22 protein-coding genes are annotated in these 26,639 nt (G+C 72.0%); 3 read left to right on the forward strand and 19 right to left on the reverse strand.

Annotation, left to right across the window (positions count from 1 at the left end; all coding sequences use genetic code 11):
- Positions 1-101: 101 nt before the first annotated feature.
- The 10 genes from OHS59_RS39120 to epsC form a co-directional block, all read right to left on the reverse strand.
- Entirely contained in the window at positions 102-659 is a 558-nt protein-coding gene (locus OHS59_RS39120) for a flavin reductase family protein (protein WP_328498058.1), read from the reverse strand.
- A complete protein-coding gene (locus OHS59_RS39125) occupies positions 656-2,107 on the reverse strand; it encodes a dihydroorotase (RefSeq protein ID WP_443061571.1) in 1,452 nt (483 codons plus the stop codon). The genes OHS59_RS39120 and OHS59_RS39125 overlap by 4 nt, the downstream gene beginning before the upstream one ends.
- Positions 2,095-3,282, reverse strand: coding sequence for an acyl-CoA dehydrogenase family protein (locus tag OHS59_RS39130; protein WP_328498059.1), 1,188 nt, complete (start codon positions 3,280-3,282; stop codon positions 2,095-2,097). The genes OHS59_RS39125 and OHS59_RS39130 overlap by 13 nt, the downstream gene beginning before the upstream one ends.
- Positions 3,261-4,325 carry a PrpF domain-containing protein gene (locus OHS59_RS39135; RefSeq protein ID WP_328498060.1) on the reverse strand — a complete coding sequence of 355 codons (1,065 nt, stop codon included), beginning with the start codon at positions 4,323-4,325 and terminating at the stop codon, positions 3,261-3,263. The genes OHS59_RS39130 and OHS59_RS39135 overlap by 22 nt, the downstream gene beginning before the upstream one ends.
- Entirely contained in the window at positions 4,322-6,184 is a 1,863-nt protein-coding gene (gene asnB / locus OHS59_RS39140; RefSeq protein WP_328498061.1) for an asparagine synthase (glutamine-hydrolyzing), read from the reverse strand. Before asnB ends, OHS59_RS39135 begins: the two co-directional genes overlap by 4 nt.
- A 7-nt stretch (positions 6,185-6,191) precedes the next feature.
- Positions 6,192-7,022, reverse strand: coding sequence for a cupin domain-containing protein (locus OHS59_RS39145; RefSeq protein ID WP_328498062.1), 831 nt, complete (start codon positions 7,020-7,022; stop codon positions 6,192-6,194).
- 600 nt (positions 7,023-7,622) lie between these two features.
- Entirely contained in the window at positions 7,623-8,621 is a 999-nt protein-coding gene (locus tag OHS59_RS39150; RefSeq protein WP_328498063.1) for a DMT family transporter, read from the reverse strand.
- A 68-nt stretch (positions 8,622-8,689) separates the two neighbouring features.
- Positions 8,690-9,157 carry a cupin domain-containing protein gene (locus tag OHS59_RS39155; RefSeq protein WP_328498064.1) on the reverse strand — a complete coding sequence of 156 codons (468 nt, stop codon included), beginning with the start codon at positions 9,155-9,157 and terminating at the stop codon, positions 8,690-8,692.
- Positions 9,154-10,131, reverse strand: a complete 978-nt coding sequence (locus OHS59_RS39160; RefSeq protein ID WP_328498065.1) for a PLP-dependent cysteine synthase family protein — start codon at positions 10,129-10,131, stop codon at positions 9,154-9,156. Before OHS59_RS39160 ends, OHS59_RS39155 begins: the two co-directional genes overlap by 4 nt.
- A 137-nt stretch (positions 10,132-10,268) precedes the next feature.
- Positions 10,269-10,850 carry a serine O-acetyltransferase EpsC gene (epsC, locus tag OHS59_RS39165; RefSeq protein WP_443061673.1) on the reverse strand — a complete coding sequence of 194 codons (582 nt, stop codon included), beginning with the start codon at positions 10,848-10,850 and terminating at the stop codon, positions 10,269-10,271.
- 585 nt (positions 10,851-11,435) lie between these two features.
- Here epsC and OHS59_RS39170 point away from each other — a divergent pair.
- Both OHS59_RS39170 and OHS59_RS39175 read left to right on the forward strand, forming a co-directional pair.
- Positions 11,436-12,638: a hypothetical protein gene (locus OHS59_RS39170; RefSeq protein ID WP_328498066.1), complete on the forward strand. Its 1,203-nt coding sequence runs from the start codon at positions 11,436-11,438 to the stop codon at positions 12,636-12,638.
- 241 nt (positions 12,639-12,879) lie between these two features.
- Positions 12,880-13,386 (forward strand): hypothetical protein, encoded by a 507-nt coding sequence (locus OHS59_RS39175; RefSeq protein ID WP_328498067.1) that lies wholly within the window; start codon positions 12,880-12,882, stop codon positions 13,384-13,386.
- Positions 13,387-13,524: 138 nt separating this feature from the next.
- On the opposite strand, the gene OHS59_RS39180 is transcribed toward OHS59_RS39175, so the two are convergent.
- From OHS59_RS39180 to OHS59_RS39205, 6 genes are all read right to left on the reverse strand, one after another.
- Positions 13,525-16,557: an AfsR/SARP family transcriptional regulator gene (locus OHS59_RS39180; protein WP_328498068.1), complete on the reverse strand. Its 3,033-nt coding sequence runs from the start codon at positions 16,555-16,557 to the stop codon at positions 13,525-13,527.
- Positions 16,558-17,168: 611 nt separating this feature from the next.
- A complete protein-coding gene (locus OHS59_RS39185; protein ID WP_328498069.1) occupies positions 17,169-17,420 on the reverse strand; it encodes a tautomerase family protein in 252 nt (83 codons plus the stop codon).
- A gap of 10 nt (positions 17,421-17,430) precedes the next feature.
- Positions 17,431-17,898, reverse strand: coding sequence for a cupin domain-containing protein (locus OHS59_RS39190; RefSeq protein WP_328498070.1), 468 nt, complete (start codon positions 17,896-17,898; stop codon positions 17,431-17,433).
- Positions 17,895-19,379: an MFS transporter gene (locus OHS59_RS39195; RefSeq protein ID WP_328498071.1), complete on the reverse strand. Its 1,485-nt coding sequence runs from the start codon at positions 19,377-19,379 to the stop codon at positions 17,895-17,897. The genes OHS59_RS39190 and OHS59_RS39195 overlap by 4 nt, the downstream gene beginning before the upstream one ends.
- Entirely contained in the window at positions 19,376-20,128 is a 753-nt protein-coding gene (locus OHS59_RS39200; protein ID WP_328498072.1) for an HAD family hydrolase, read from the reverse strand. The genes OHS59_RS39195 and OHS59_RS39200 overlap by 4 nt, the downstream gene beginning before the upstream one ends.
- The gene (locus tag OHS59_RS39205; RefSeq protein WP_328498073.1) at positions 20,125-21,063 is read right to left on the reverse strand and encodes a pseudouridine-5'-phosphate glycosidase; all 939 of its coding nucleotides are present in this window, start codon (positions 21,061-21,063) and stop codon (positions 20,125-20,127) included. Before OHS59_RS39205 ends, OHS59_RS39200 begins: the two co-directional genes overlap by 4 nt.
- Positions 21,064-21,294: 231 nt before the next feature.
- On the opposite strand from OHS59_RS39205, the gene OHS59_RS39210 reads away from it, so the two are divergent.
- On the forward strand, positions 21,295-22,833 hold the full coding sequence (locus tag OHS59_RS39210) for a hypothetical protein (protein ID WP_328498074.1): 1,539 nt from the start codon (positions 21,295-21,297) through the stop codon (positions 22,831-22,833).
- Here OHS59_RS39210 and OHS59_RS39215 read toward each other — a convergent pair.
- The 3 genes from OHS59_RS39215 to OHS59_RS39225 all read right to left on the reverse strand — a co-directional run bounded on the left by OHS59_RS39215 (position 22,748) and on the right by OHS59_RS39225 (position 26,171).
- Positions 22,748-24,001, reverse strand: coding sequence for an HTTM domain-containing protein (locus OHS59_RS39215; RefSeq protein ID WP_328498075.1), 1,254 nt, complete (start codon positions 23,999-24,001; stop codon positions 22,748-22,750). The genes OHS59_RS39210 and OHS59_RS39215 overlap by 86 nt on opposite strands.
- Positions 23,991-24,563, reverse strand: coding sequence for a DUF5819 family protein (locus tag OHS59_RS39220; protein WP_328498076.1), 573 nt, complete (start codon positions 24,561-24,563; stop codon positions 23,991-23,993). The genes OHS59_RS39215 and OHS59_RS39220 overlap by 11 nt, the downstream gene beginning before the upstream one ends.
- A 288-nt stretch (positions 24,564-24,851) precedes the next feature.
- Positions 24,852-26,171, reverse strand: coding sequence for an ice-binding family protein (locus tag OHS59_RS39225; protein WP_328498077.1), 1,320 nt, complete (start codon positions 26,169-26,171; stop codon positions 24,852-24,854).
- Positions 26,172-26,639 lie beyond the last annotated feature (468 nt).

Here is a 26,639-nt window from a genome sequence, read left to right on the forward strand (position 1 = left end):
TCTCTTTTTCTCTTCCTCGATCGACTTCGACTTGTTCGATCAACGCGCCGGATCCCGGACGGGGGCCGCCGACCACGTGGTGGTGGCGGCCCCCGTCCGGGTCATGGGCGTCGCGCGTGCGCGAAGCCGCGGCGGTGCCAGAGCAGGCCGCCCGAGTGCGTGGGCTCGCCGCCCACACCGGTCACCCGTCCCACGAGAATCGTGTGGTCGCCTCCTTCCAGGACGTCGTGGCGGACACAGCGCAGGGTCAGCGAGGCGTCCCTGATGACAGGGGCCAGATGGGAATCCGCCGCCAGCGGGACGCCGTCGAAGCGGTGCTCGGCCGGCCGCATGAAGCGTTTGACGAGGTGTTCCTCGCCCGGTCCCAGGAGGTGTACGGCGAAGTCCTCGGCGCCGGTCAGCGTCTCGTGCGTACGGGAGTTGCGGTCGAGGCAGACCAGGAACAGCGGCGGGGTCAACGACAGCGAGCTGACCGCGCTGGCTGTCAGGCCGCGCGGCCTGCCCCGGTCGTCGTAGCAGGTGACGATGGTGACGGGGGCGGCCAGGGCGGACATCGCGGCGCGGAAGGCGTCGGCCAGTTCCTGGGACGCTCCTTCCGGGGCAGGGGACTGGCGCTGAGACTGGGGCTGGGGCTGGGATTCGAGCAGTGTCGACGTCATCGGGCCACCTCCAGAGGCCGGGCCGAGCCCTGCAGCCAGCGGCCCTCGGGGCGGCCGGAGAATCCGTCCCGGATGTCCCACACGACGTGGCCGCCCTTCACCGTGGTGGTGAAGCGTCCGGTGAAGGTCCAGCCCTCGTACGCGGACCAGCCGCAGAGCGCCTGTACGTCGTGCGCGGAGAACTGCCAGCGTTCGGACGGGTTCAGCAGGGTCAGGTCCGCGTCCGCGCCGGCTTCGAGGCGGCCCTTGCCGGGCAGGTCGAAGAGCCGGGCGGGCCCCGCGCCCATGAGCCGGGCCAGGTGTGCGGCCGCCTCGTCCGGGGCGATGTCCCGGGTCCGCAGACCGGTCCAGACAGCCGTGGCAAGTTCCTGGACACCGGGGAGGCCGGGCGGCGCGTCGGCCGGCGGCCGGTTCTTCTCCTCCACGGTGTGCGGGGCGTGGTCGCTGCCGAGCGTGGCGACCTCACCGTGCAGCACGGCGTGCCACAGACGCTTCTGGTCACGGCACTCGCGGATGGCGGGGGAGAGGCGTGTACGCGGACCACGCCGGGTGGTGTCGTCATGGGTGAACGAGAGGTGATGCCCCGTCACCTCGTAGGTGAGCGGCAGACCTTCGGCCGCCGCGGCCGACAGCAGATCGGCCTCCTCGGCCGACGACACATGGAGGATGTGCGTCTTCGTGCCGAACTCGCGCACCAGCCGGACGACGTTGGCGACAGCGACTATCCCCCCGGACCGCGGCCGGTGCGGCTCGTATCCGCCGTACGAGTCCGGGGCGCCCGCACTCGCGTCGAGCAGGTCGAAGACGTGCTGGTCCTCGGCGTGCAGGACGAGCCGGACACCACCTCGGGCGGCGGCGGCGAAGGCCCGCCGCAACTGCTCGCCGTCGCGGAACACGACCGGGGCCGTGTGGTGGCCGGCCATGAACACCTTCGCCGAACTCGCTATTCGGGGGTCGAGTTCGGCCAGCAGCTCGGGATTGTCGGGGTCGGCACCCATGTGGAAGCGGTAGTCGATCCACGAAGTGCCCTGGATCACCGCGGCCTTGGCGAGCATGCTGGACTCGTCCAGGGACGGCGGGCGGGTGTTGGGCATGTCGAGCACGGTCGTCACACCGCCGACCAGGGCTGCCCGGCTGCCGTGCTCCCAGTCCTCCTTGTACTCCAGACCGGGTGTGCGGAAGTGGACGTGGGAGTCGATCAGGCCCGGCAGTACGTAACGGCCGGAGGCGTCGAGGCGCGGGCCCGGCGGCAGCGGATCGCCCGGCGCGTGCAGGGCGGCGACCCGGCCGTCACGGACGACCACCGTTCCGTCGCGGACACCGTCGGGGGTGACGAGGCGGCCCCCTTCGACGATCAGATCGGCGGGAAGGCCGGCGGACGAGAGCGTGGGCAGGTCGGCGGACGAGAGGGCGGGAAGGTCGGCGGATTCGGGATTCAGCGGTTCCACGGCAGACTCACCAGTTCCTTGCAGAGGTCGTTGGTCGGTCCCATCAGGGCGACGGCTCGTGCGTCGCGTCCGTAGCGGTTGATCTCGTTCGAGGCGACATAGCCGGCCGAGCCGAGCAGCCGCTCGACGGCGTTGATGACGCGCTCGGCGGCCGAGGAGGCGATGAGCTTGGAGTGGAGCGTGGCGATCCCGGGGTCGTCGGCGGTCCGCCGTCCGGCCCGCTCGACGATCGCCCGTGCGGCCTCGACCTCGCCCGCGATGTCCACCAGCCGGTGCCGGACGGCCTGTTGGGCCAGCAGCCCGCGCCGCTCGGCGTGCCGGTGGGCGAGATCCAGGGCGGCCTGGGCCAGGCCGACGGACACGGCCCCGAGCGTGGCGCCGCTGTCCCGGACCCCGGCGATGATCGAGGCGGCGGTGCCGATCGGGCCGAGCCGCGCGGTGTCGGGCACATGGCAGTCGTGCACGGAGACGAAACCGGTCGCCGAACCGCGCATGCCGGTCAGCCGCAGCGAGGTGTCGGGTTCGAGGCCGGGAGTGTCCGCCGGTATGAGGAAGAAGGTCTGGCCGGCGGAGCCGTAGCCGGTGTCCGGGGCGGAGTCCGCCGCGGGTTCCTCGGTCTGGGCCAGTACCAGGTAGATGTCGGCCAGACCGGCGCTGGTGGTGAAGGACTTGGCGCCGTTGAGGACCCAGCCCCCGTCGGAGGTCCGACGGGCGACGGTCGACAGGTGCTTCTTGTTCGCGCCCGCGCCCGTCTCGCTCCAGGCGGAGGCGGCGAGCCAGTCACCGCGGGCGAGTTGCGGCAGCAGGCGACGCCGTAGAGCCGGACTGCCGTGTTCGAGGATGCGCCTGCTGACCGCGTAGTGCTGGAAGAGCATGATCGAGGCGGAGGCGTTGACCTGTGCCACCTGCGCGACCGCCGAGTTGAGGCCGTGCGCGTCGGCACCCGTGCCGCCGTACTCGTAGGGCAGTGCCAGCCCGAGCAGTCCGCTCTCGCGCAGCAGGGCCAGCGCCGGCCGGTCGGGTTCGCCGCTCGCGTCGGCGTCCCGGGCGCAGGCGGCAAGGCGCTCACGCGTCGCCGCGGACAGACCGGTGGCCGGGCCGGCGGCCGGGGCGGGGAGGGGCACGTCGGCCAGTACCGGCGCGTCGGGCACGGTCAGGCTGTCAGCGGAAGCCATGACAACTCCTCGGAGGCGGAGGCGGAGGCGGATACGGGGACGGAGGCGGAGGCGGGCAGGAAGGAGCCGCGGTAGTCGACCTGTTTCTCCGCGACGGAGATCCAGGCGAGCCGGCGGTCGCCGGGACCGCCCGTGATGCGGGCCGAGGCGCGGACCGTGGCGCCCGGGGTGCGCAGGGCGAGCATGTCGTTGTCCGGCTGCTCCGAGACACCGGACAGCAGGTAGGGGATCGTGCCCTCCACGGCGGCGCCCGCGGCGAGGCAGGTGGCTCCGGTGAGTGCCACCGTGGGGTGCCAGGACGGTACGGAGATGGCGCGGACCGCGAGGGAACCCGGACCGTCGGGAAGCAGCGCGGCCACCTTGGGGAAGGCGCCGGTGGTGTCCCAGCCCTGTGCCCGGCAGACCGCGAGGCGCAGCCTCTTCATCCGGTCGAACAGCACGAGGTCGTCGGCGAAGAGGCCGTCGACCGTGTGGACACCCAGCTCGGCGGCGTGCACGAAGAGGTACGGATTGCCCATGGAGACAAGGGAGACGGGGACCGTACGCCCCTCGAAGGGGATGCCGGTGACGGGCTCACCGGTGATCAGGAGGTCGTTCACCGGGCGCGGTGGCGAGCAGAGGAAGTGGGCCGTGAAACGGGTGCCCCCGTCGTCGGTCTCCTCCGCCTCGCACACCACGTTGTCCCCGTTGTTGAGGACGTTGACCCGGACCCGGCAGCCGGCCACGAGGGGCTGGATCATGCCCACACGGGCCGCCGCCTCGACCGCCGCCAGGATGGAGTGGCCGCAGGATCCGCGCAGGTCGAAGCTGTCGAGACTGTCCGGCATCGACTGGACGAAACGGTAGTCCAGGTCGAACAGGGGATGCCGGGAGGGCTGGACGAGAGCGTTCTTCAGGACGTCCGCGGCGCCGTGGTCGGCCAGGGCCGCCCGTACTTCGGTGAGCCGGGCCAGTAGTTCGGGTTCCGAGGCGGGCATGGTGCGCGCGTCCATCACGGCGGTGGGGCAGGGGGTGCCGTGGGCGCGGGCGAGGCTGACGGTCATGCCGCCTCCTGCAGAACACGCGCCGGGGTGTGGAGGGTGAGCGGCGTGCCGGCCGCCGCGAAGAACTCCTGCCGCCAGAGCTGGTGGGACATCAGGGACCACAGGGCGAGGGAGACGGTGTCGCTGGGCCGGGTGGCCTGCTCGTGGAACAGCGCGTTGACCCGCTCGGGACGGATCCGGCCGTCGGCGCGCAGCGTCTGGGGCGACAGGACGTCCCGGGCGAGGGTCCACAGCCGCTGGCCGGGCGTGAGCATCGCGGTGATCGGGAGGGTGAAGGGCTGCTTGGGCCGTTCCAGCACACTGCGCGGGATCAGCCCCTGAGCGGCCTGGTACAGGGCCCGCTTCACGCCCAGCCCCGGTACGAGCCGCTGCTCGTCGGTGAGGGTGGAGGCGAAGCGCACGACGGACGGCTGGGTGAACGGCAGCCGTACCTCGATCGAGCTGGCCATCGACAGGTGGTCGACGCGACGCAGGTGGTAGGCGGGCAGCCGGTAACGCTGCTCGACCGCGCCGATGCGCTGCAGCCGGGTGCCGGGACTGCTGTGCAGGATCCGCCGGATGCCGGGCGGCAGGGCGGGGCCGACCGCGTTCACGGCGAAGGCGTACTCGTCGGTGTAAAGGCTCTTGCGCAGGGCCCGGGGGACGGCGGCGAGGTGGTCGAGGTAGCCGTCGATCCAGTTCGAGCCGTGGTGCGCGGCGACCGCCTGGGTCATCCGGGAGTAGCCGCTGAAGAGCTCGTCGGCCGCGTCACCGGTGAGGGCGACCTTGAAGCCGGCGTCGCGGACCGCGCGGAAGAGGGAGAACGTGGACAGCGTGATGGGGTCGGCGTTGGGCTGCCCCAAGTGCCGTACCACGTCGGTCATGAGGTCCGGGAAGGTGGCGGGATCGACCTCGACCTGGTGATGGGTGGTGCCGGCGGCGCGGGCGACCTCGGCGGCGTATCCGCGTTCGTCGCTGGGCCAGGTGCCGGTGTAGGCGATGTTGAAGGTGTGCAGGCTTCCGGTGCCGCCGCCGTCGCGCAGCGCCTGGGCGGCGAGTGCCGTGACGAGGCTGGAGTCGAGCCCGCCGGAGGTGACGGCCGCGACGGGGGCGTCCGCGATCAGGAGCCGCGACACCTCCTCGGACAGCAGGGCGCGCAGCTGGTCCCCGGCCTCTTCCAGGGTGCGGTCCTTGTCGGGGCGAAGGCCCTGCTCGTGGGCCATCGGACGCCGCTTGATCCGCAGTCCGTCCCGGTGGTTGAGGAGGGCGGTGGCGGCCGGCGGCAGCACCTGCACCCCGCGGAACATGGTGCGGTTGCCGAACGGCGTCTTGGAGGTCAGGTAGGCGTCGAGACCCGCCTCGTCCTCCTCCGCCTTCACCCCGGCGAAGCCGAGCAGCGCGGGCAGTTCGGAGGCGAAGTGGAAGCGGCCCGCGGCACGGTCCCAGTGGTAGTAGAGCGGCTTCATGCCCGAGTCGTCGGTGGCCAGCACCATACGGGGGGTCTCCCGCAGGTCCATGACCGCCACCGAGTACATGCCGTCCAGGTGCTCGGCGAACCGGTCGCCGTAGGTGACGTACAGCGCGGGCAGGATGGAGCCGTCGCACAGGTCGTCGAAGTGGAAGCCGAGGCCGCTCAGACGGGCACGCAGCTCGCGGTGGTTGTAGATCTCGCCGTTGAAGACCACGGTGACCCGGCCGAGATGGTAGGGCTGGGCGCCCCCCTCGGGGTCCATGATCGACAGGCGGTTGTTGCCCAGTGCCCAGTCGGGCCGGTGGGCGACACCCTGGGCGTCAGGGCCGCCGTGGTGCATCAGGTCGGCGACGCGGCGCAGTTCGGCCTGGTCGGAATGGACGTTGAAGGTTCCGTATATGCGGCACACGCTGCGTTCACCTGACCTGTGAGGAGTAGCCGGCGGCCGAATAGAGCGCCGGGTCGAAGGGGCTGGGCCCGCCGCACGTCACGAAGCGGCGCGCGGTGGGACCGGTGTGCGGGTTGCGGGCGCCGTGCAGCACTCCGGGTGACGCGTACAGGACGTCGCCCGCGCTCACGTCGATCCACCTGTCGCGCAGGTACATCTGGCCGACGCCCTCGAAGGCGATGAACGCCTCGTCGCTGTCGGGGTGGAGATGGACGTTGAAGGTCTCGCCCGGCTGCTGGATGCCGCAGTGCAGGCACAGACGGCTGCTGCCGTTGCCGGGCCAGAAGACGAAGTTCATGGTGGCCCGGCGTTCCGCGGCGTCGATCTGGCCGGTCCCGCCGAAGCCGCGCAGCTGGGTGGTCTCGTCCCAGAGGGAGGAGTGCAGGACCGGCTCGCTCCCGACGGGGGCACCCGCGAGGGGCGTGCGCCACACGTAGGCGGTCATCCCCCTGCCGTCGCCGTCCGCGGTCAGGGTGAGGGCGTGGCCGGTGGGCGCGTAGGCGGCGGATCCGCGCTCTACGGGGTGGACCGAGTCGCCGACGGCCGCCGTGCCGGTGCCCGAGAAGACCACGACGGTGTTCTCCTCGGCCGCACTGCTCTCGGGGGTGTACGACTCGCCGGCGGCGATCCGGACCACGTGGAGGGTGACATGAGTGGCGCCCGCGGCCGGGCTGACGGGAGTGGCGATCGTGGTGCGGGCGCCGGAGTCCGCGCCGGCGACGGGGTGGAACGCGAACTCGGCCGCGGTGATGATCCGGGCGTCGCCGAGGGCGGGTGCGGGTGCGGTGGATGGGGGCATTCCGGTGGCTGCTTCCTGTGTACGAAGGCCGGTGCGGTGGCGTGGGCCTTCTGGTGCCGTGGGGAAGATGCGCGAGATGCGGGAGTCGGGGGGAGATGGGGGAGAGGGGGCCCAGTGGCCGGAGAGGCTGCTGGGCCCCTTTTCTCTTCCTGTTGCAGGTTCGCGCGGCGGGTTCCCGGTCGTGTCCCGCGTCGCTCCCGGAGGGCGGAGCGGACGCGGGAACCGGGTGGGTGCGCGCCGGGCCGTGGGCACAGGGAGGTGCGGGTTTTCGGCTGCGGGTCCGGTGGGGGCCGGTCGCGCCGTTCCCCGCGCCCCCCAGGACGGGGCTGCGCCCCGTAAGGGCCCGGGGAACGGCGCAGTCTTTTGCCTTCAGGGGCGCGGGGAACGGCGCGGTACGCCCCCACGTACCCGGCGCCAGCTGGTGGGCACAGGGCGCTGGCGCCGGCCCTCGGGGCCGGGATACGCGGGCAGCGGGCAGCCGGGCACACGCGAACGCCGCACGGCGCGCCCCCTGATCAGGGGGCGCGCCGTGCGGCGTTCGCGTGTGCCCGGAGTTGCCTGGAGAGGCCGGCCGGTCCGGGTGGGCCCGAACGGACCGGGTCAGCAGGCCTCGCGGGCGACCACGGGCCGGGCCCGGTCGGCCCGGTCGGTCGGCTCGGTCGGGTCGGCGACGGGCGGTGCCGGAACGGCGGCAGCCGGTGCCTCGGCGGCACGGCGCGCGGGCAGCGGCAGCCTCCCCTCGGCGAGGGCGAGCGCGGCGATGACCACCGCGCCGCCCACCGGCACGTTCCAGGTGACGGACTCGCCGAGGGCCGCCGCTCCGACGATCACGGAGAACACCGGGACCAGGTAGTTGACGCCGGAAGCCGTGGTCGGGCCGGCGTCCGCGATGAGCCGGTTCATGAGGACGAAGGCGATGCCGGTGGAGGCGCCGCCGAGTACCAGGAGGGACAGCAGCGGGCCGGCCGTCAGCTCGCCGGGCAGGTTCCAGCCGATGCTGAAGGTGGTGATGAGACCGGTGATGACCATGGCGGAGGTGAGCTGCGCCGCGGTCACGGCGAGCGCCGGGATCTTGTACGGGGAGATGAAGCGGCGGAGGTAGACGAAGCTGATCGCGTAGCTGACCGCCGCCCCGACACAGGCCAGTTGGCCGCCGATGGAACCGAAACCGTGGGTGCGCCACGGCCCGACGACGACGATCAGCCCGACGAATCCGATGACGAGACCGCTCACCTTGCGGGCCGTGGGCTTCTCCGTGCGGATGGCCAGGGCGGCGAGACCCAGGGTGACCAGGGGTGTGGCGCCCTGGATGACACCGGCGATGGTGGCGGTGGTGTGCTGCTCGCCGACGGCGAAGAGGGTGAACGGCACGACGTTGCCGAACACCGAGGCGACGGCGATGTGTCCCCAGACCTTGCGCTGCGGGAAGGAGCCCTTGGTCACGGCGAGGATCAGGGTGACGACGAGGGCGCCCACGAGGAGCCGCCCGAAGGCGAGTTGGAGGGGCGCGAAGGCGTCCAGCGACACCTTGATGAAGGCGAAGCTGCACCCCCACAGGGCGGCGAGCAGCCCGAAGCGGGCCCAGTTGACGGGATGCATGATGACTCCTGAGAGTTGTCGAACGGAACGGGGGAGGGGGCGCACGGGGGACGGAGGTGTACGAGGTGTCAGGGCTCGTCGATCTCGAACTGGTCGTACTTCTCCATGAGCGCGACCATCTCGGCCCGGGACGGTGTGTTCCCGTTGGCCAGGAGCTCCGCCAGACCCGTGAAGTAGGCCTCGCGGTTCTCCGCGGGCGTGAAGATGATCAGCATCTCGGCCGGTGCGTCGCTGTCGTTGCGGAAGCCGTGCACGGCGTTCTCGGGTACGTGGAGGAAGTCGCCGGCGTGGGCCTTGTGCCAGCCGGTGCCGTCGTGGACGGTGACCTCGCCCGAGATGACGTAGAAGGACTCGGAGATGCGGGTGTGGTAGTGCGGGGCCGCTCCGGCGGCGCCCGGCAGCATGTGGTGGTGGAAGAGGCCGAGTCGGCCGTCGGTGGTCTCGGCGAGCGCGATGTACCGGGTGGTGGTCGTCTCCCCGATCCGGACCTTGACGGCGTCCCCGAACCTCTTCAGGGTCGAGACCAGCAGCGTCATGACGGGTCCTCCCACATGCTCAGGTACCGCTCACCCGTGTCGGGCAGCACGGTGACGACGGTCTTGTCGCGGTACTCGGGGCGGGCCGCCACCAGTTGCGCGGCGTGCACCGCGGCACCGGAGGAGACACCGACGAACAGGCCCTGCCCGGCCGCGAGTCGGCGGGCGGTGTGCAGCGCGTCCGTGTCGCTGACCGCGATCACCTCGTCGATCAGGGAGACGTCGGTCGTCGGGGCGATGAAACCGCCGTTCAGGCCGGGGATACGGTGCCGCCCGGCCTGTCCGCCCGACAGCAGCGGGGATCCCTGCGGCTCGACCGCGACGATCCGTACCCCGGAGTCGTACTCCCGCAGGTGACGGGCGATTCCGGTGAGGGTCCCGCCGGTGCCCACCGCGCAGACGAGGGTGTCGACGCGGCGTCCGGTCGAGGCGAGCGCGGCGGTGATCTCGGGGCCGGTGGTGGCGTAGTGGGCCTCGACGTTGTCCGCGTTCTCGTGCTGGCAGGGGAACCAGGACCCCGGGGTGAGGGCGTGGATCTCCTCGGCCTTCTCGATCGCTCCCGGGTAGCCGCGGTCGGCGGGGGTCTGGACGACCTCCGCGCCGAGCGCCGCCAGCAGCCGTACCCGCTCGGTCGTCGCGTTGTCGGGCAGCACGATGACGCAGCGGTAGCCACGGGCCGCGGCCAGGGCGGCGAGCGAGATACCGGTGTTGCCCGAGGTGGCTTCGACGATCGTGCCGCCCGGCGCCAGATCGCCGCGCGCCTCGGCCGCCCTGAGCATGTACAGGGCCGCCCGGTCCTTGCTGCTGGACATCGGGTTGGCCGCTTCCAACTTGGCCAGTATCTCGGCGCCCGGCGCCAGTCCGTCGAGCCTCAGCCGGATCAGCGGGGTGGCGCCCACCAGGTCGTCGATGCCGTCGGCGACGGCCGGCCGGACCAGGGACGGTTGGGAGGTGTGCGGTGCGAGGGTGCGCATGGTGTGATTCCTTGTCAGATCTGGGCCTGCGGGCGGAAGGACCGGGCGGGCGGAAAGACCGGAGGGAGGGGGCCGGTGGCGGAGGGCGACCGGTGGCGCAGCGGGCGGGGGGAGCGAAGACGGAGGCGGGGGAGCGGCTACCAGGAACCGGCCGAGGCGATGCTCGCGATGGTGTCCTCGGACGGGCGGCCCGGCGTGCGCCCGGAAGCGGTGGCGGCCAGCATGCGCATCCCCTCCGGCACGTCCTTGTTGACCAGGGCCTGCGCGCCGATGACCGCGTCGTCGCCGACGGTCACCGGGCCGAGCACGGTGGCGTTGGTGCCGAGAACGACGTTGCGGCCCACCACCGGATGCCGGCGGTCGCCCTCCGGCCGCTTGTTGTCGCTCCACCAGCCGACCGCGCCGAGCGTCACCTGGTGGTAGATCGTCACGTCGTCGCCGACCGTGCACGTCTCGCCGATGACGACGGCGGCTCCGTGGTCGATGAACACCCGGCGGCCCAGCACCGCTCCGGGGTGGATCTCGACGGCGGTCAGCCGACGGGCCCAGCGGGCCAGCAGACGGGCCGTCATCCGGTGTCCACCGGTGTGCAGCCGGTGTGCGATCCGGTGCGCCCACAGAGCGGTCAGCGCGGGGTGCAGCGCGGCTTCGACCCGGCCCCGGACGGAGGGGTCGCGCTCGACGACGACCCGCAGGTCCTCCCGCATCAGACGCAGCAGACCGGTACCGGTGAGGTCGGGAGGGGTGGCCGTCGGTAAGGCCCGGGTGCCGGCCGCTTCGGTCCGCCGGAAGGGCAGGACAGCGGCCGGCTCCTTGTCGGTGGGCTCCTTGCCAGTGGCGCTCATGGGGGCTCCAGTCGGTGAGGGAAGGCGGCCGTGGACGGGTCAGGGACGGTGTGTGCGGGACGGTGCGTGGGGCACGGTCCGCTCCCGGCGAAGGGGGGAGCCCGACGGCCGCCGCTGTGGTCGAGGTCCCGAGAAGACCGTGACCCATCCCGTTCCCGCTCCCTTCCCGCCCCGTTCCCCCCGGCCACCGGTGCGCGAGCGCGATGCCGCGGCCCGGCCGGGAACGTACGGGGAGGGATCCGGGAACGGCCGCAGGGACACTCCCGTCGAGCGCCGCTCCGCGCGGGGACGTGCGGGCATGACCGGAGCAGTCGGTCCGGCGCACTTACGCACGAGGAAGCATCCAGACATGTACGAACCATCAGTTGTCCGGCCGTTGGTTGGCCGGGGCACGTGGGACCCGGGCGAGCGAGACGACCGCCGGATCCCGCCCGCCGTCGAGGAGACGAGGAGCCAGCCATGAGCGCGACGGCCGACCGCTACCGAGAGCCTCACCCCCCGGACAGCGCTCCGCAGCGACTGCTGCTGCTCTGTCCCTCGACCCGCCTCGTCCGCGAGGCCGTCGCGGCGGGATTCGCCGTACGGGTGCTCGCCGACGCGTCCCTTCCCCCGCATCCCCCGGACGACGACGTTCCCGCCGGGATACCGGTGGACCTCGTCGACCTCGCGGACGAGGCCGCGCTGTCCGAGGCGATCGAGGTCTCGGTCCGTGCCCACGGGACACAGCGGCTGCTGGCCTTCGCGGGCACGGCAGCCCTGCCCGCGGTCGCCACGACCGCGGCCCGCCTGGGCGTGACCCCCAACCCGGTCGACGCGGCCCGGCTGCTGGGCGAGCCCGCGGCCATGCGGGCACTGCTCAACGGCAGCCGGCACTCGTACGTGCCCGCGGCCCGGGCCCGTACGGCCCAGGAACTGCCCGCCGCCGTCGAGGAGATCGGCGCGCCGGTCACCGTACGCACCCTGCCGCCCTCCGCCGAGATCTCCGCCCTCTGCGACGAGCCGCCCGGTGAACGTTCCTATCTTGTGGAGCAGTACCTGGAGGGCCCCGAGTACGGGGTCGTGACCCTCACGGTCGACGGCATGCACCGGGTCGTCGGGGTCGTGGCACTGCACGGCGCCTGGCATCCGAGCAGTCACCTCTTCCCGGCGCCCCTGGGGGAGCGGGACGAGGCGGAGGCCCGCGCGATCGCGACCGAGCTGCTCGACCTCGCCGGGTACGAGTTCGGCTACGCCTACACCGTGGTCGTGCTGACGGCCGACGGCCCCCGTGTGGTGCGTTCCCGGGCCGACTATCCGGACGAGCCACTGGCCTCCCTGATCGAGCTCGCCACCGGCTTCGGCGCCGAAGCGGAACTCGTACAGGCGCTGTCCGGGAAACCCGTGAACGTGCCGACGGCCGACGGGTACGCCGCCGTCGCGTCCTACCGGCTGCCGGTGGGGCGTCTGTTGTCGGTGTCCGGCCTGGAAGCGGTGTCCGAGCTGCCCGGTGTCCATCGGGTGCACTTCCCGTACGCGTCCGGGGACGACATCCCCGGCCACGGCGGCGGCGCGGAGGGCTACGTGCTGCTGAGCGCGGAGTCCACGCAGGAGGCCGCGGAGACGGTCGCGTCGGCGGGACGGCTGCTGCGCGCGGAGGTGAGCCGGCGGCCCGACCACATCTGAGGCCCGGCACGCGGCAGTCGTACGCCGCTGTCGTAGGCCGTCGCAGTACGCCGCCCGCACGGCCCGCGAGGGGTCGTGCGGGCGGTCGTCGTTGGCGTGCGCGGGCAGTACCGACGGGGTTCCCGGGTGCTTCCCCGCCGCACCCGCAGGGCCGGTAACGGAAGCGGAACGGGCCGGGAGCGCCCGGCGCGACCTTTCTTTCTGTCAGCACCGCAGATCGCGACGACAGAAGGCGGACATCATGATCCTCAAGGGCTTCGCAACCTCGGCCGGTCTCTTCGCTTCCGCGGCGGTCACCCTGGCTCTCGGAGCCGGCATCGCCGCCGGGACGGCCGCCGCGAGCCCCGCCTCGGACGAGGGCCCGAACTTCGTCTCCAGCTTCTCCCTCGCCTGGGACACCGCCTCGGACAAGGGCCCGAACGCCATCACGACCGGCATCGAGGGCGACGAGGGCCCGAACGCCGTGACGGCCGGTGTGGAGGGTGATGAGGGTCCGAACGTGGTCGCGGTCGGTGCTGACGGCGACGAGGGCCCGAACGTCGTCACGACCGGCATCGAGGGCGATGAGGGTCCCAACGCCGTGACGGCCGGTGTGGAGGGTGATGAGGGCCCCAACGTGGTCGCGGTCGGCGCTGACGGCGACGAAGGCCCGAATGCCGTCACCGCCGGTGTGGAGGGCGACGAGGGCCCCAACGCCGTCACCGCCGGTGTGAACGGTGACGAGGGCCCCAACTTCCTTGCCGTCTGAGCCGTCTGAGCCGCTTGAAGGCTCGGTCCCCGGACGTCGCGTCCGCTCCGCTCCGCCCGCTGAACCTCGCTCCACATGCCGATGCCCGCCGTGACGAACGGCGGGCATCGGCATGTGGAGCTTCACTCGGCGGGCGAGTCAGTCCGCCCGGCGGAAGCGCCCAGGGATCCCCATCGCACGGAAGGCCTCCTCGGCGGCAGCCCCCCGCTCGGCCGCCCCCTCGGCGTCACCCAGCGCCGCCAGGGCCCGGGCGATGCCGTCCAGGGCGTAGGCCTCCTCCACCCGGTGGCCCAGCCGGGCCGCGGAGGCGTGGGCCTGCCGGTGCAGCCCCAGCGCCCGCTCGTCGTCGCCGTCCCGGTGGAAGAACCGCCCCGCGGTGTTCCACACGGTGACCTCCCGTACGGGCGCGTCCTCCAGCCCCTTGGTGGCGAGGGCCTCCTCCACCCAGGGCAGCACCAGTTGCCGCCGCCCGAGCCGGCCCTCGGCCTCCGCGGAGAGGACGAGCTGCAGCGCCCGGTCGGCCGGAGCCAGCGAACCGGGGGCCCGCTCGCGGGCGGCCGCGAGCGTGCGGGCCGCAGTCTCCACGTCACCCATGGCCAACTGGACCTGCGCCAGATCGCTCAGCCCCACGAGTTCCTTCTCCGACGCCCCCAGTTTGCGGGCGAGTTCGATGGAGCGGGTCGCCGCGCTCACGGCTTCCTCGAAGCATCCGCGTTCCATGTAGACGCCGCTGACGTTCGACAGGGACTCCGACTCGGCCCGTTCGGCGCCGAGTTCACGCTTGAGGGCGATCGACTGCTCAAGGCGGGGAAGTGCCTCGTCGAAGCGGCCGGTGGTGGCCAGCAGCAGGCCCAGCACGCCGGTGTCCTTGGCCTGGCCGCGCCGGTCGCCCAGTTCCACCGCGAGTTGATGCGCCTCGACCGCCGCCGCTATGCCGTCCTCGAACCTGCCGCGCTTCCAGCAGGCGACCGCCAGGTTGGACAGACTCAGCCGCAGGAGGTCGGCCTCGTCCAGACGGCGGGCCGCGGCGAGCGCGGTGCGGCACAGCGCCAGGAAGTCGTCGAGCCGGCCCCGGAGATCGAGGTGGAAGACGACGTTCGCCGCGAGCAGGGCGACCTCGCGGTCCAGGCCCCGGCGGAAGGCCAGGGTGATCGCCGCGAGAAGACTGTCCTGTTCGCGCTCGAACCAGTCGCGGGCGGCCTCCGGCGTGCTCAGCGGGGCCAGTTCGGGCTGGAACGAGGGCGTCGGGCGGGCCATCCGCACCCTGCCGGGGAAGAGCAGGTCACAGGCGGCGTCCGAGGCGGTGAGCGAGAACTCCAGCAGTCGGCGTACCGCGCCCGCGGCCTCCTCGGAGAACTCGCCGGTGCCGCCGGTACTGCGGGTCCGCGACAGCATGAGGGCGAAGCTGCGCACCAGGTCGTGGAACGCGTAGCGGCCCGGCTCGTGCTGCTGCACGAGGTGCATGTCGAGGAGGTACTCCAGGACGTCCTCGGCGTCCCTGACGCCCAGGTCGAGCAGGGCCGCCGCCGTGTAGACGTCGAGATCGGCGCCCGGGTACTGGCCGAGCAGCCGGAAGGACTTGCGGTAGTCGGCGGCCAGTCCCTCGTACGACAGCCGCAGGGTGACCTCCACGCTGCGCTCGCCCGCGCTGAGTTCGGCGAGGCGGTGGGTGTCGTCGCGGAGCCGGTCCACGAGGTAGCGCACGGTCCAGCGGGGTCGTTTGCGTAACCGTGCCGCGGCGATGCGCAGGGCGAGCGGCAGGTGTCCGGCGAGGTCGGCCAGGTCGGCGACGGCCTCGGCCTCGGCCTCCGCCCGGCGCTCTCCGATGATGCCGACGATCAGGGCGACACTGTCCGGCGGAGCCATCGTGCCCAGGGACACGGAGTGCGCCGCGTCCAGGTCCACGAGCAGGGCGCGGCTGGTGATCAGGACGACGGTGCCGGTGGGCGAGGCGAGCAGCGGCTTCACCTGAGCCTCGTCGACTACGTTGTCGAGCAACAGGATCATCCTGTGCTTGGTCATGGTGGAGCGCCACAGGGTGATGCGGCCCTGCGGGTCGTCGGGGATGCGCTCGCCCGGGACGCCGAGCATGCGCAGGAGGGCCTCGGCCGCCGCGGCCGGGGCGAGGGGTTCCTCGCCCGGGGTGTAGCCGCGCAGGTCGAGGTGGAGCTGCGCGTCGGGATACTGCTCGGCGAGACGGTGTGCGGCGCGCACGGCGAGGGAGGTCTTGCCGCTGCCTCCCATGCCGTCGATGGCGATGATGAGGGGGCCGGAGCCGGTGGCGCCCTCGACGAAGCCGAGCAGCTTGTGCAGTTCCTCCTCGCGGCCGGTGAAGTCCCGCAGGTCGTAGGGCAGGGTGGAGCGGCTGCCGGTCACGGTCGGGGCCGCGGTCGGTGAGGGCGCGGCGGCGACGGTCAGCGAGGGTTCGTTGCGCAGGATGGCCTGGTGCAGCTCGCGCAGGGCGTCACCCGGCTGGATGCCGAGTTCCTCGTCGAGCAGGGCGCGGATGTTCCCGTACTCCTCCAGCGCCTCGGCCTGGCGGCCCGAGCGGTACAGGGCGAGCATGAGTTGACCGCGGAGGGTCTCGCGCAGCGGGTTGCCGCCGATGGCCTCGCGGATCCCGGCGACCAGTTCGGCGCCCTCCCCGGCCTCCAGTCTGAGGTCGAAGAGCTGCTCCACCGCGGTCATACGGCGTTCCTCCAGCGAAGCGGAGGCCGCGTCGACGACCGCGCCGCCGTTGCCGGACAGCACCGGCCCGCGCCACAGGGCGACGGCTTCGCGCAGCAGTGCCGTCGCCTCCGGGGCGAGGCCGGCGGAAGCGTGGTCGCGGGCCCGCCGCAGGGCGTCGGTGAACTGCAGCAGGTCCAGCTGTTCGGGTGTGACCGCCGCACGGTATCCGGGGCCGTCCGTCGCGATGAGGTCGCGTCCGCCGGGGATGCGCTGGCGCAGTTCGGCGACGGCCTTGCGTACCTGGTGTGCCGCGGTGGCGGGCGCGTCCTCGTCCCAGACGGCTTCGACGAGCCGGTGCACCGGCAGGACGCGCTGGGGTTCGAGGAGCAGCGTCACCAGGACCCGTTCGCTGACGGGACCTCCGACATGGACACGCTCGTCCCCGTCCCAACATTCCAGAGATCCGAGGATGCGAAAGCGTACGGGCGGTGTCTGGCGCATGGCGCGTGCCCTCTCCTCGGTCCGGGGTCGGCCGCCACCCTGCTGCTCACCTGCGGGAAGGCCCTGCTGGCAGGACCGAAGACCGTTGCCAGTTCCTCGATGTTCCGCAGGGAACCGCGCTGGGCGGCCGTCGTTGTCCTGTACATCCTGACTCAAGATGTGCACCGACCGTTGCGGCTTCATATGTCTCGTGTTGGCGGCGAGGGGCGCGCTGGTGGATATCGGACAAGTTTTTGTAGGGGTTTAGGCTTTGCGCAGGTCGTTGGCGCGTGGCCGGGCCGTACGCAACAGGCGGACCGCAGCCGGGTGTTGCCGGTGGGGCGTCGCTGCCGCGAAGGGCGCCCGCCCGGGGCGCGGGAACGGGACGGCGGGAAGCATCGTTTCTGCAGCGGCCGTGTCGCAGAGCGTAGTTCCCGTCCGCCTCCCGCCGGGCCGAATGGCAGGGGCGCGGCCCGGCTTTTCTGGGGCACGGGGAACCGCGCGACAGGCCCCCACTGGCCCGCGGGCGAAGTCCCCGGCCCGTCCGGCGTTCGAGAACGAGGGCGCGAACGCACACGGCCGGTGGCCGACAGCGGGAACTGTCGGCCACCGGCCGTGTGCGTCGGTTGTTGTCAAGGGCGCCTCGACAGCGCGGGTTCGGCGTCCGGCGGCACCGGCGCGGGGTCCGCCGGCTCCTCGGCCGGGGTGTCGGCCAGGACACCGCCGCGGCCCCAGTGATCCTGCTCGACATCCCGCACCAGCACGGTCACGACGTCTCTGGGGCATCCCGCGATCCGGGCCACGGTCGTGGTCAACTCGTCCACGAGATCGGCTCGTTTCTGTCGGTCGTTGCCCTTCCACCAGTCCACGGTCACCACAGGCATGGTTCTCTCCTCAGTTGTCGGGGGATTCGCTCGCCGGGAACTGGTCGAATCTGCGGGCCAGTTCCGCCATCATCTCGGGGGTCGGTTCGGGCGAGGAGTTCAGCAGTTCGCCCAGTTCGCGGAAGTACTTCTCCCGGCCGCCGTCCGGGGTGAACATCACCAGCAGGGTGGCGGGGTCGGTGCCGGGGTTGCCGAACGCGTGGGTGGTCCCGGGCGGCACCATCATGAACGTGCCGGGACCCGCGATGCGCCGCTCCCCGCCCAGCGTGAGCAGGACCTCGCCGCTCGCCACGTAGAACATCTCGGTCAGCTCGTTGTGGAAGTGCAGGGGAGCGCCCGGCGCCCGGGGCGGAAGCCGGTGTTCGGTGAGGCCGAAGCGGCCTGCCGTGTCGTCCCCGGTGACGAGGAAGGAGACCGGGGTGCCGCCGACGACGGTGGTGGGACCGGTGCCGGGATCGATCACCCGTGGCAGCGTCACCGCCCGCCCCCGGCATCCGTCCGGGCATCGGCCGTCCGGGGCGACAGCGTCCGCAGTGCCACTGCGGCGGCCACCAGGGCGAGGACGGCGGTCAGCGCGTAGGCCCGGCCGAACGCCCCGCCGGCCGGCGCGTCACCGAGTACGAGGACCAGTACGGCCAGCCCCATCGCGCCGCCCGTGTACTGAGTCGTCGTCAGCACCGCGGACGCCGTGCCCTGCTCGCTGTCCGGCACGTCCTTGGTGCCCGCGATGTACATCCCCGCGAAGGCCATGCCCTGCCCGAGCCCGCTGACGAGCAGGCCCGGCAGTACGGCGGTCCAGTAGTCCGAGCCGCCCGTACCGAGACCGAGCAGGGCCAGCCCCACCGCGCCGAGCGCGAATCCGGAGGCGAGGGTGGGGCGGATTCCCCAGGACCCGGCGAGCTGCCCGGTGACGAGGTTGCCCGCCACCACGCTCAACGCCAGCGGCAGGAAGGCGATACCGGCGCCGAGCGGACCGTAGCCCCACACGTCCTGGAGGAAGAGTGTGATCAGGAAGAACTCGGCGCCGACGCTCGCCATGTAGAGCGCCGACATCGCGCTCGCACCGGCCAGCGAGCGCACCCGCAGCAGGGCCGGCGGGATGAGCGGGGTCGCGGCCGGACGCCGGTCGTACGCCGACCAGGCCGTGCCCAGTGCGCCGGCCGCCGCCAGGCAGCCTAGGCAGGACGCGGAGGCCCAGCCGTCGACGGCGGCCTGGGTGAGCGCCGCCACCAGGAAGAGCACGGCGCCGGTGAACAGGGCGGCGCCGGGAATGTTCAGGTGTCTGACCGAGGCCTTGGTGCGCGCGCCCGCCGGGAGCACCCGCAGTGCGAGGGCGACCGTGACCAGGATGAGCGGCACGTTCACGAAGAACACCCACCGCCAGGAGAGCACCGCGGTCAGCACACCGCCGACGAGCACACCGGCCGCGAGCCCCACCGCGCCGATCGCGCCCCAGATCGCGAGCGCCCGGGAACGGACGGGACCGGCCGGGAACGCGGCACCGATCAGGGCCAGCATGGCCGGGGTCAGTGCGGCGGCGCCGATGCCCTGGGCGGCCCGGGAGGCGACCAGCAGCCACTGGTCACCGGCCAGTCCGGCCGCGAGCGAGCCGGCGCCGAACAGTGCCAGCGCGCCGAGGAAGAGCCTGCGCGGACCGGTCAGGTCGGCGGCCCGGCCTCCCACGACGAGGAAACTTGCGAAGAAGACGGCGTAGGCGGACACGACCCACTGGAGTCGCTCCGGGGCCAGGCCCAGCCCTGATCCGATGCTGGGCAGCGCCACGTAGATGATCGAGTAGTCGAGTGCCACCAGGAACTGGGCGATGGACAGGGCCAGCAGCGCGGCCACCATGCGGCCGCTGAACCGGGTGGTCGTGGGGGCGGCGGTCTCGGGGGAGGTCTTGGGAGAGGTCTCAGGGGAGGCGGGCGGGGAGGCTTGGGGGGTCTGCGCGGTGGTCATGACAGGGCTCCGGTCGGTTCCGGGCTGGTCCCGGTGAGGGCTCGGGTGGTGATTCGGGGCGTGACTCGGGTGTTGACCCGGGTGGTGCGCGGGGCGCCGTGCAGGAGGATGTCGATCACCGCGGGGAAGTCGGCGACTACATGGCCGGCGCCGGCGGCGGCGAGCGCCTCGGCGGAGTCGACGCCGTAGGACACGGCCACGGTCCGCAGACCGGCGGCACGCGCCATCGCCATGTCGGTGACGGTGTCGCCCACGTACCAGGACCGCGACGCCTGCGCGCCGAGGTCGGCCAGGGCCCGCAGCGCCATGTCGGGGTGGGGCTTGCCGCGTTCGACCATGTTGTGGCAGACGACGGTGTCGAACCTGTTGAGGATGCCGGTGGCGTCCAGGAGCGCGTGGGCACTGGCGTAGATCTTGGAGGTGGCGATCCCGAGCGGACGCCCCGCCGACCGAAGCCGGTCCAGTCCTTCGGTCACGCCCGGCAGCAGGAGCGCGGGTCCCCGGCTGAGGACGTCCGTGGTGAAGCGGCGGCGGTAGCGGGCGGCGGCCTCGGCGGTCACGGTGTCGTGTACGCACGTGCCCAACAGCCCCGCGAGAGACGCCTCCAGAGGCTTGCCGACCGTCGCGAGCACCTCCGCGTGGCCGGGACGGGCGCCGAGGTCGCGCACCACGGAGCCGATCAACTCGGCGATGGCGTTCGGGGTGTCGGCGAGGGTGCCGTCGATGTCGAAGACGAACGCGGAGGTCATGCCGCGGCCCGCCCGTCCGGTTCGGCGGTGGCCGCGTAGGCGACGGCGAGGTGTCCGGCGAGCCGGGCGGTGCTGATGAGCACCTCGCGGTTGGCGGCGGCCGAACGGCCCTCCGTGGCCCGCGAGACGGCCTTCATCAGGTACGGGGTCGCGGCGGGACCGCGTACCCCGTCGTCCTCGGCGGCGCGCAGCGCTCCCTGGATCACACCCTCCATGAGGTCGCTGTCCAGGGCGTGTTCCTCGTCGATGGGCGCGGTGATCAGGGCACCGCCCGGCAGACCGGCCGCCCAGTGCATCCGCACGGCACGCGCGATGTCGCCCGGGTCGTCGATCCGCTGGGGTACGCGCAGGCCGCTGGAACGGCAGTAGAAGGCGGGGAAGTGGTCGAAGCGGTAGCCGATCACCGGCACACCGAGCGTCTCCAGGTACTCCAGTGTCAGCCCCAGGTCCAGGATGCTCTTGGCGCCGGCACAGACGACGGCCACCTTGCTCCGCGTGAACTGCACGAGGTCGGCGGAGATGTCGAAGCTCTCGCCCGCACCGCGGTGGACACCACCGATGCCCGCCGTGGAGAAGAACGGGATGCCCGCGAGATCCGCGGCGACGAGCGACGAGGCCACGGTGGTGGCACCCAGGCCGCCACCGGCCAGTACGACCCCGACATCCCGGCTGGACACCTTGGGCACATCGGGCCCGACCGCGAAGCGCTCCATGTCGTCGGGCGACATCCCCACGGTGAACCGGCCGCCGTCCAGCCCGACGGTCGCCGGTACGGCGCCCGACTCCCGGACCGCCTTCTCGATGGCGAGCGCGGTCTCCACGTTGCCCGGATAGGGCAGCCCGTGCGCGATCACCGTCGACTCCAGGGCGACAACGGGCCGGTTCTCGGCCAGCGCGTCACCAACTTCCTCACCTGTACGCAGCAATGGGTGCACGAGGGGTCTCCTGAACAGTCGCTGGGAACGAGGGCGGTTGAGCGGACCCGGGCGGCACCGGAGCGCACCGCCGTCCGAGTCACCCGGACTGTCCCGAACCCCGTTCCCGTTCCGTTCCCACCCGAGATCGACCCGCCTCCTCCGACCCCTTGCGGCCCCTTGCGGCCCCTTGCGGCCCCTTCCGGGCTCAAGACGCCCCGCGTTGTCGGTCCCGGGCGCTTGAATGGCGGCATGAACCTCCACGACGTCGCCCTGCGGCTGCCGGGCACCGCCGAACTCCTCGACCGCTGCGGCTCATTGGCGGTGCTGCACGCGCTCCTCGAACCGGATCCCGCCCGTCGGGGCTGTACGTGCACCGTTTCGGAGAACGGATCGCAGACGGCGCGACTACGGCACCCGGACGGCAGATGGCTGCGCGTCGGCTTCTGCGAGGCAGGGGCGATGCTGCACTGGCACCAGGAGCCGGGCCAGGGGCGGCCCGGAGTGCTGGACGACGTACCCAAGACGCTGTGGCGGATCCTGGAGGACGCCTCGTGCGCCTGCTTCGACGATCCGCGGCTGATGGCCGCCGCCATCTGGCGGGAGGCGGGCGACGACAACTGGCGGGCGACCGACGACTCGGCCCCGGGGGCCGCCCCGTCCCTGCTCCGCTGTCTGACCGACCGTTCCCCGGAGCGGGCCCGCCGGTTCGCCTTCAAGCACTACGGCACGCGCGCGGGCCGGGAGGCGGTCCGCCGCCTGACGGACCTCGGGCCGGTGACCGACACACGGGCCACGTCGACGGGCACGCGAGTCGCAGCGGCCGACCCCCGGGCTGCGTCGGCCGGCACGCGGGTCCCCGGGTTCGATCCCGCGGGCCACCCCGTCGCAGGACCCTTGCGTTCGCCGGTCGGGCCCCGGCGCAGCCGCGAGTTGTTCCGCCGCCGTGACGCCTCCGGGCTGATGACCACCGCGGCCTTCCGGCACCGGGCCGACCACGACCAGCAGCACTGCACCGACCTTGCCGCCGAGGTCGACAGCGACATGGTGGCGATCGGTGGCGGCGCCACCGCCGTCAACTCACCGCACGGCGCGCTGCTCACCGCCTCCTACCCGGCGGACGACGGCTCGGCCTGGCTGGCGTCGTCCAAGGACCACAACATCCCCCAGCCGCACCGGCTGACGGCCTTCGCCATCGGAATGAAGATCGACGGAGTCAGCCGTGAACGGCTGGCCGGGGAACTGCTGACCGTCGTCCGCACCCGAAGCGCGCACGCGGCGCACCCTTTCGCGTCCGCGCGGGTCCCGGCGGGCCACACGCTGATCGGCGGGGGCTTTCGCGTCAACTGGCGTGACACCAGGGGCGGCAGGGCCGAGGGCAACCTGGCCACCGCCTCCTTCCCCCGGGCGGGCGGTGCCTGGACCGTGCGCTCCAAGGACCACGAGGTCTCCAGCCCCTGCACCGTCGACGCCTTCGCGGTGTGCCTGAAGTCCTCTTTCACGGTGGACGGCGCCGAGTACACCGTCGAGGCCTGGACGGACTTCGCCGACAGCGACAGCGGCCCGGTGCCGCATCCGTCCGCGGCCCTGTCGCTGCCCGCGAGCGGACACGTTCTGACGGGCATCGGTGCCGAGGCACTCCCCACCGAACCGGGCTCCCTGCTGTGGCAGTTGGAACCGACCGTGGACGGCACGAACCCCGGGGTCAGGTCGGGCTCGAAGGACCATGGGGTGTCGTCGCCCGACACGATGTGCGCGTGGGCGCTGGGTATCCGCCTGATACGGAGCTGACCGTGGCGGGCTGCTGCCGCGGTACGAGCGCCGTCGTGCCGCCGGTCGAAGCCTCCGCCCGCCGGATACGGGTCCGCCGGACGACGTGCCGCACGGACCGTCCAAGACGCAGGTAGAAGCGGTCCGGCAGGAACACGGCGTCCGCCACGATCATCGCGCCGGAGAAGAGCGGGAGTCCCATGAGCACCGCGATGCCCAGGTGCATGCCCAACAGCATCGTCAGTACCGGGTACTTGAGCCGGCCGAACAGGACGAAGGGGAACGCGACCTGCAACAGCACGGTCAGGTAGCAGGCGACGGCGATCAGTACGTCGTGCTCGTCCGCCAGGAGCGACAGTTCGGGCCAGGGCCTGAACAGGCCGAGGTTGAGGACGTAGTGGAGGGCGGTCCCGTTGCCCCAGGAGCCGCCCTGCACCTTGTAGAGCCCGGCGGATCCGTAGAGGAAACAGACCTGGGCCGCGATGACGAACATGCCGCAGTTGTGGAGCACTGCCGTCAACCTCGTGCGGGACGCGCCCAGTTGATACCGGAGGCGGCCCGTGTCCAGGACCGCCGGCCCGGTCCTCGCCCCGCCCGGGGAAGTTCGCGGCCGGGCCCGGCGGGCGTCCAGGGACCAGCGGCGGCCGCACGCGGTGAAGACCAGGTACAACGCCATGAGGAGGATGAGATTGTCTCCTCCGTCGGTCATGAAGATGGCTCTGGCGTGGAAGGACGCGACCACGACCGCGAAGAGCACGGACACCGCTCTGGTGCGCCAGCCCAGCATGAACAGTGCGGATGTGACGAGGGCTGCCGCGTAACAGGCCTCGAAGTACGGTCGGCTGTCGGACAGGGTGAGGATGCTCGCCCACCCTGTCTGGTCGAACAGCTGCCTGGCCAGCTCGGGGGTCCACGGTGACCCGGGGCCCCAGATCTCGTCGCGGTTCGGGAACTCCCGCGACAGGAAGACCAGGTAGAGAAATCCGTAGCCGATACGCAGCACCGCGGCGGCGTACAGGCCGACCGGCCGCTCGGTCAGGACACCGAGAAGCACACCGAGCCGCTCCGGAGCCCGGCGCGGCTCGTCCCCGTGCGCCCCTCCGGCTCCTCCGGGTCCTCCGGGACCGTCGAGCCCGACGGGTCCTTCGGGCACACGCCGGTTCGGTGCGACCGACTGCTCAGTTTCCATGGGAGTCGACCTTCCACCAGGGCAGATATCGCGTATCGGCAGGCTTTGGAGCAGCGATGGGCGAGCCGGGGCCGTCAGCCGGTGCGATCGGCACCGTGATCACCCGCAGCTGGACGGACTCGAAGGCGCCGCCGCGGTGGGCGGTGAGGCGGTCCGCCGCGATGTTGGTCAGGTAGCGCTGCATCATCAACGCCCTTTGCGAGCGCGGCCGGTCGTCGCCCCCGTGCGTCTCCAGGTACGAACTCCAGGCCCTGCGCAGCATGTTCTGGGCCGTGTGGCTCGGGAACGGCTGGTGTCTCACCGCGGAGTTGTCGACGGCGGTCAGGTCGGACCAGCCGCTCACCCGCACACTGCCGTCCGGCGCGGTGTGCATGGTCCGTGCGGCGATCTGGTGGTTGACCGACTCGGGATCCGGCGCGAAGAGCCGCCAGTTCTGTTCGAACAGTGGGAAGACCCATGCGTCGACCTGCCGGTTGTACTCCCGGGAGAGGGGGTTGGGAGGCGCCACGTGCAAAAACACCAGGAGCACGTGGATCAGCGCCGTCGCCAGGCAAAGGACCACGCCTGCTCCCGAGCCCGCCTTCAGGACACGTACGGGCCATGACGTGGGCTGTGGGGACACCCTGGGCGCTCGGCGTGCGGGAGGTCTCCCGCTCGCAGGGGGAACCGGTTCGACCGCCGTCCGGTCCGCTTCGTCCGCCTCCACCGTTTCGACGCCGCCTCGCACGGCCCCACCCGGCTCTTCCATCCCGGCTTCTCCGATTCTCCTGAGCCTCCACGGACGGCGCGTGACGGAATCGAAGACGATCCGATCCGCCGCGCGCCGTCCGCCCTCCTCGCTCACATCGAGCTAGGCGGCCTTCTCGTGGCGACCTTTGTGATCGTCGCCGTATCCGTCCTCGTGGCCGGGCTTGCCGCCGTGGCCGTCGTGGCCACCGTGATCGTCCGGCTTGCCGTGGCCGTGGCCGTGGTCGCCGGGCTTGCCGTCGTGACCGCCGTGGTGGTCATGACCGGGCTTGCCGGGCTTCTGCCCGTGATGGTCATGGCCGTTTCCACCGCTGGAGCCGCCATGGCCGCCACCCGTGGAGCCGCCATGGCCGCCACCCGTGGAGCCGCCGTGACCGCCACCCGTGGAGCCGCCGGGGGCACCGCCCGTGGAGCCGCCGGGAGCACCAGCCGTTGCGCCGCCGCTGGTGGCGCCCGCGATGAGGCCGCCGAGGACGCCGCCGGTGGTGCCACCGCTCGTCAGGACGCCGCCGAGCAGCCCGCCGGTGGTACCACCGGTTCCGCCACCGGTCGGCACACCGCCGATGACCCCGACCGTGGTGTTGCCCGTGGTGCCCGCCGTGGTGCCACCGGTCGTGGCGCCGGCGATCAGACCACCCGAGACGAGACCTCCGGTGGCTCCGCCGGTGGTCCCGCCGGTGCCCGCGGTGCAGGTGCCCCGGTTGATCACGTTGGTGTCCAGGGTCACGGCGCCGTTACGGGCCAGTGCCCGGCCGTCGATGCTCGCTCCCGTGGTGACGCTGATCGAGGTCAGGGCCAGGATGGTGCCCACAAAGGTGGAGTCGGTGCCGAGCGTGGCCGAACTGCCGACCTTCCAGTACACGTTGCACGGCGAAGCGCCGTTGACGAGGAGCACCCGGCTGGCGGACGCCGTCGTCAGACCGGAGCCGACCTGGAACACCCAGACGGCGTTCGGGTCGCCCTGGGCGTCGAGCGTGAGGGTGCCGGTGAGCCCGAGGGTGGAGGAAGCGGTGTAGACACCCGGTACCAGCGTCAGGCCACCGGCGTCCGGGGGAAGGGCGGCATCCGTGGCCTGCCCGGCAGCGTCGTTGTAGGCCGCGACCAAGTCGCTCTTCGCCTGGGCCGCCACGGCGTCCGCGGAATGCTGGGTCCCCAGGACGATTCCTGGCGGGAATCCCGTGATCGCTGTGCCGGGGTGCACTCCGAGATCCCCGGTGATCTGCGAGGGCCCGGTATTGGTGACCTCGGCACCGGCCAGAACGGCAAAGCTTCCCGCCGTACCGAGAGGAACCGGGGTGGCAATGGCATCGGCGCGTGTCGTCGTCATCGCGAGAACGGCAGCGGCGAGCACCACGGCCGTTACCGCCGCGATCCAAGCCGACATGGTGCGCCGCATTGGTGCGTCAGGAATATTCAGCGTCATCGAGGGGCCAACTCCTGTGAGGGGATGGGGCCTGCCCGGCGGTTCTCGGCCGCACGGAATCGCCTGTTTCTGTCGCTGGAATATTACGCAGATGATGAATCTGGCGACGTTCAATTCGAGCTGAATTGTTTGAATCGGCCAGAGAGATGCGAAATGCATAGGTATACTTAAAGGGCCGGATGCCGCCAATTTCCTGCGGCTGGGCCCGCCGTGAAATTCATTCCCGCCATGGTCATGCCGCTTTGAAAAAGTGTGTGGTGTGTGTAGATCCCGGATGAGTGCGGATCGGCAGGGCGCGTGAGAATTGCCGAGCCGCACTGACAGTAGGAATATCGAAAATGGGTCGATTCACTCCTACGTGCAGGCGACCGAAAGGGTAACTCGGGCGTGTGCGCGTCGATGTCGGCGTCGGCCTCGGTCCTTCGGTACTCGGCGTACTCGGCATTCGATACCGAAGCCGTCAGGAGA

The organism is Streptomyces sp. NBC_00414, from assembly GCF_036038375.1.
Taxonomy (GTDB): Bacteria; Actinomycetota; Actinomycetes; order Streptomycetales; family Streptomycetaceae; genus Streptomyces.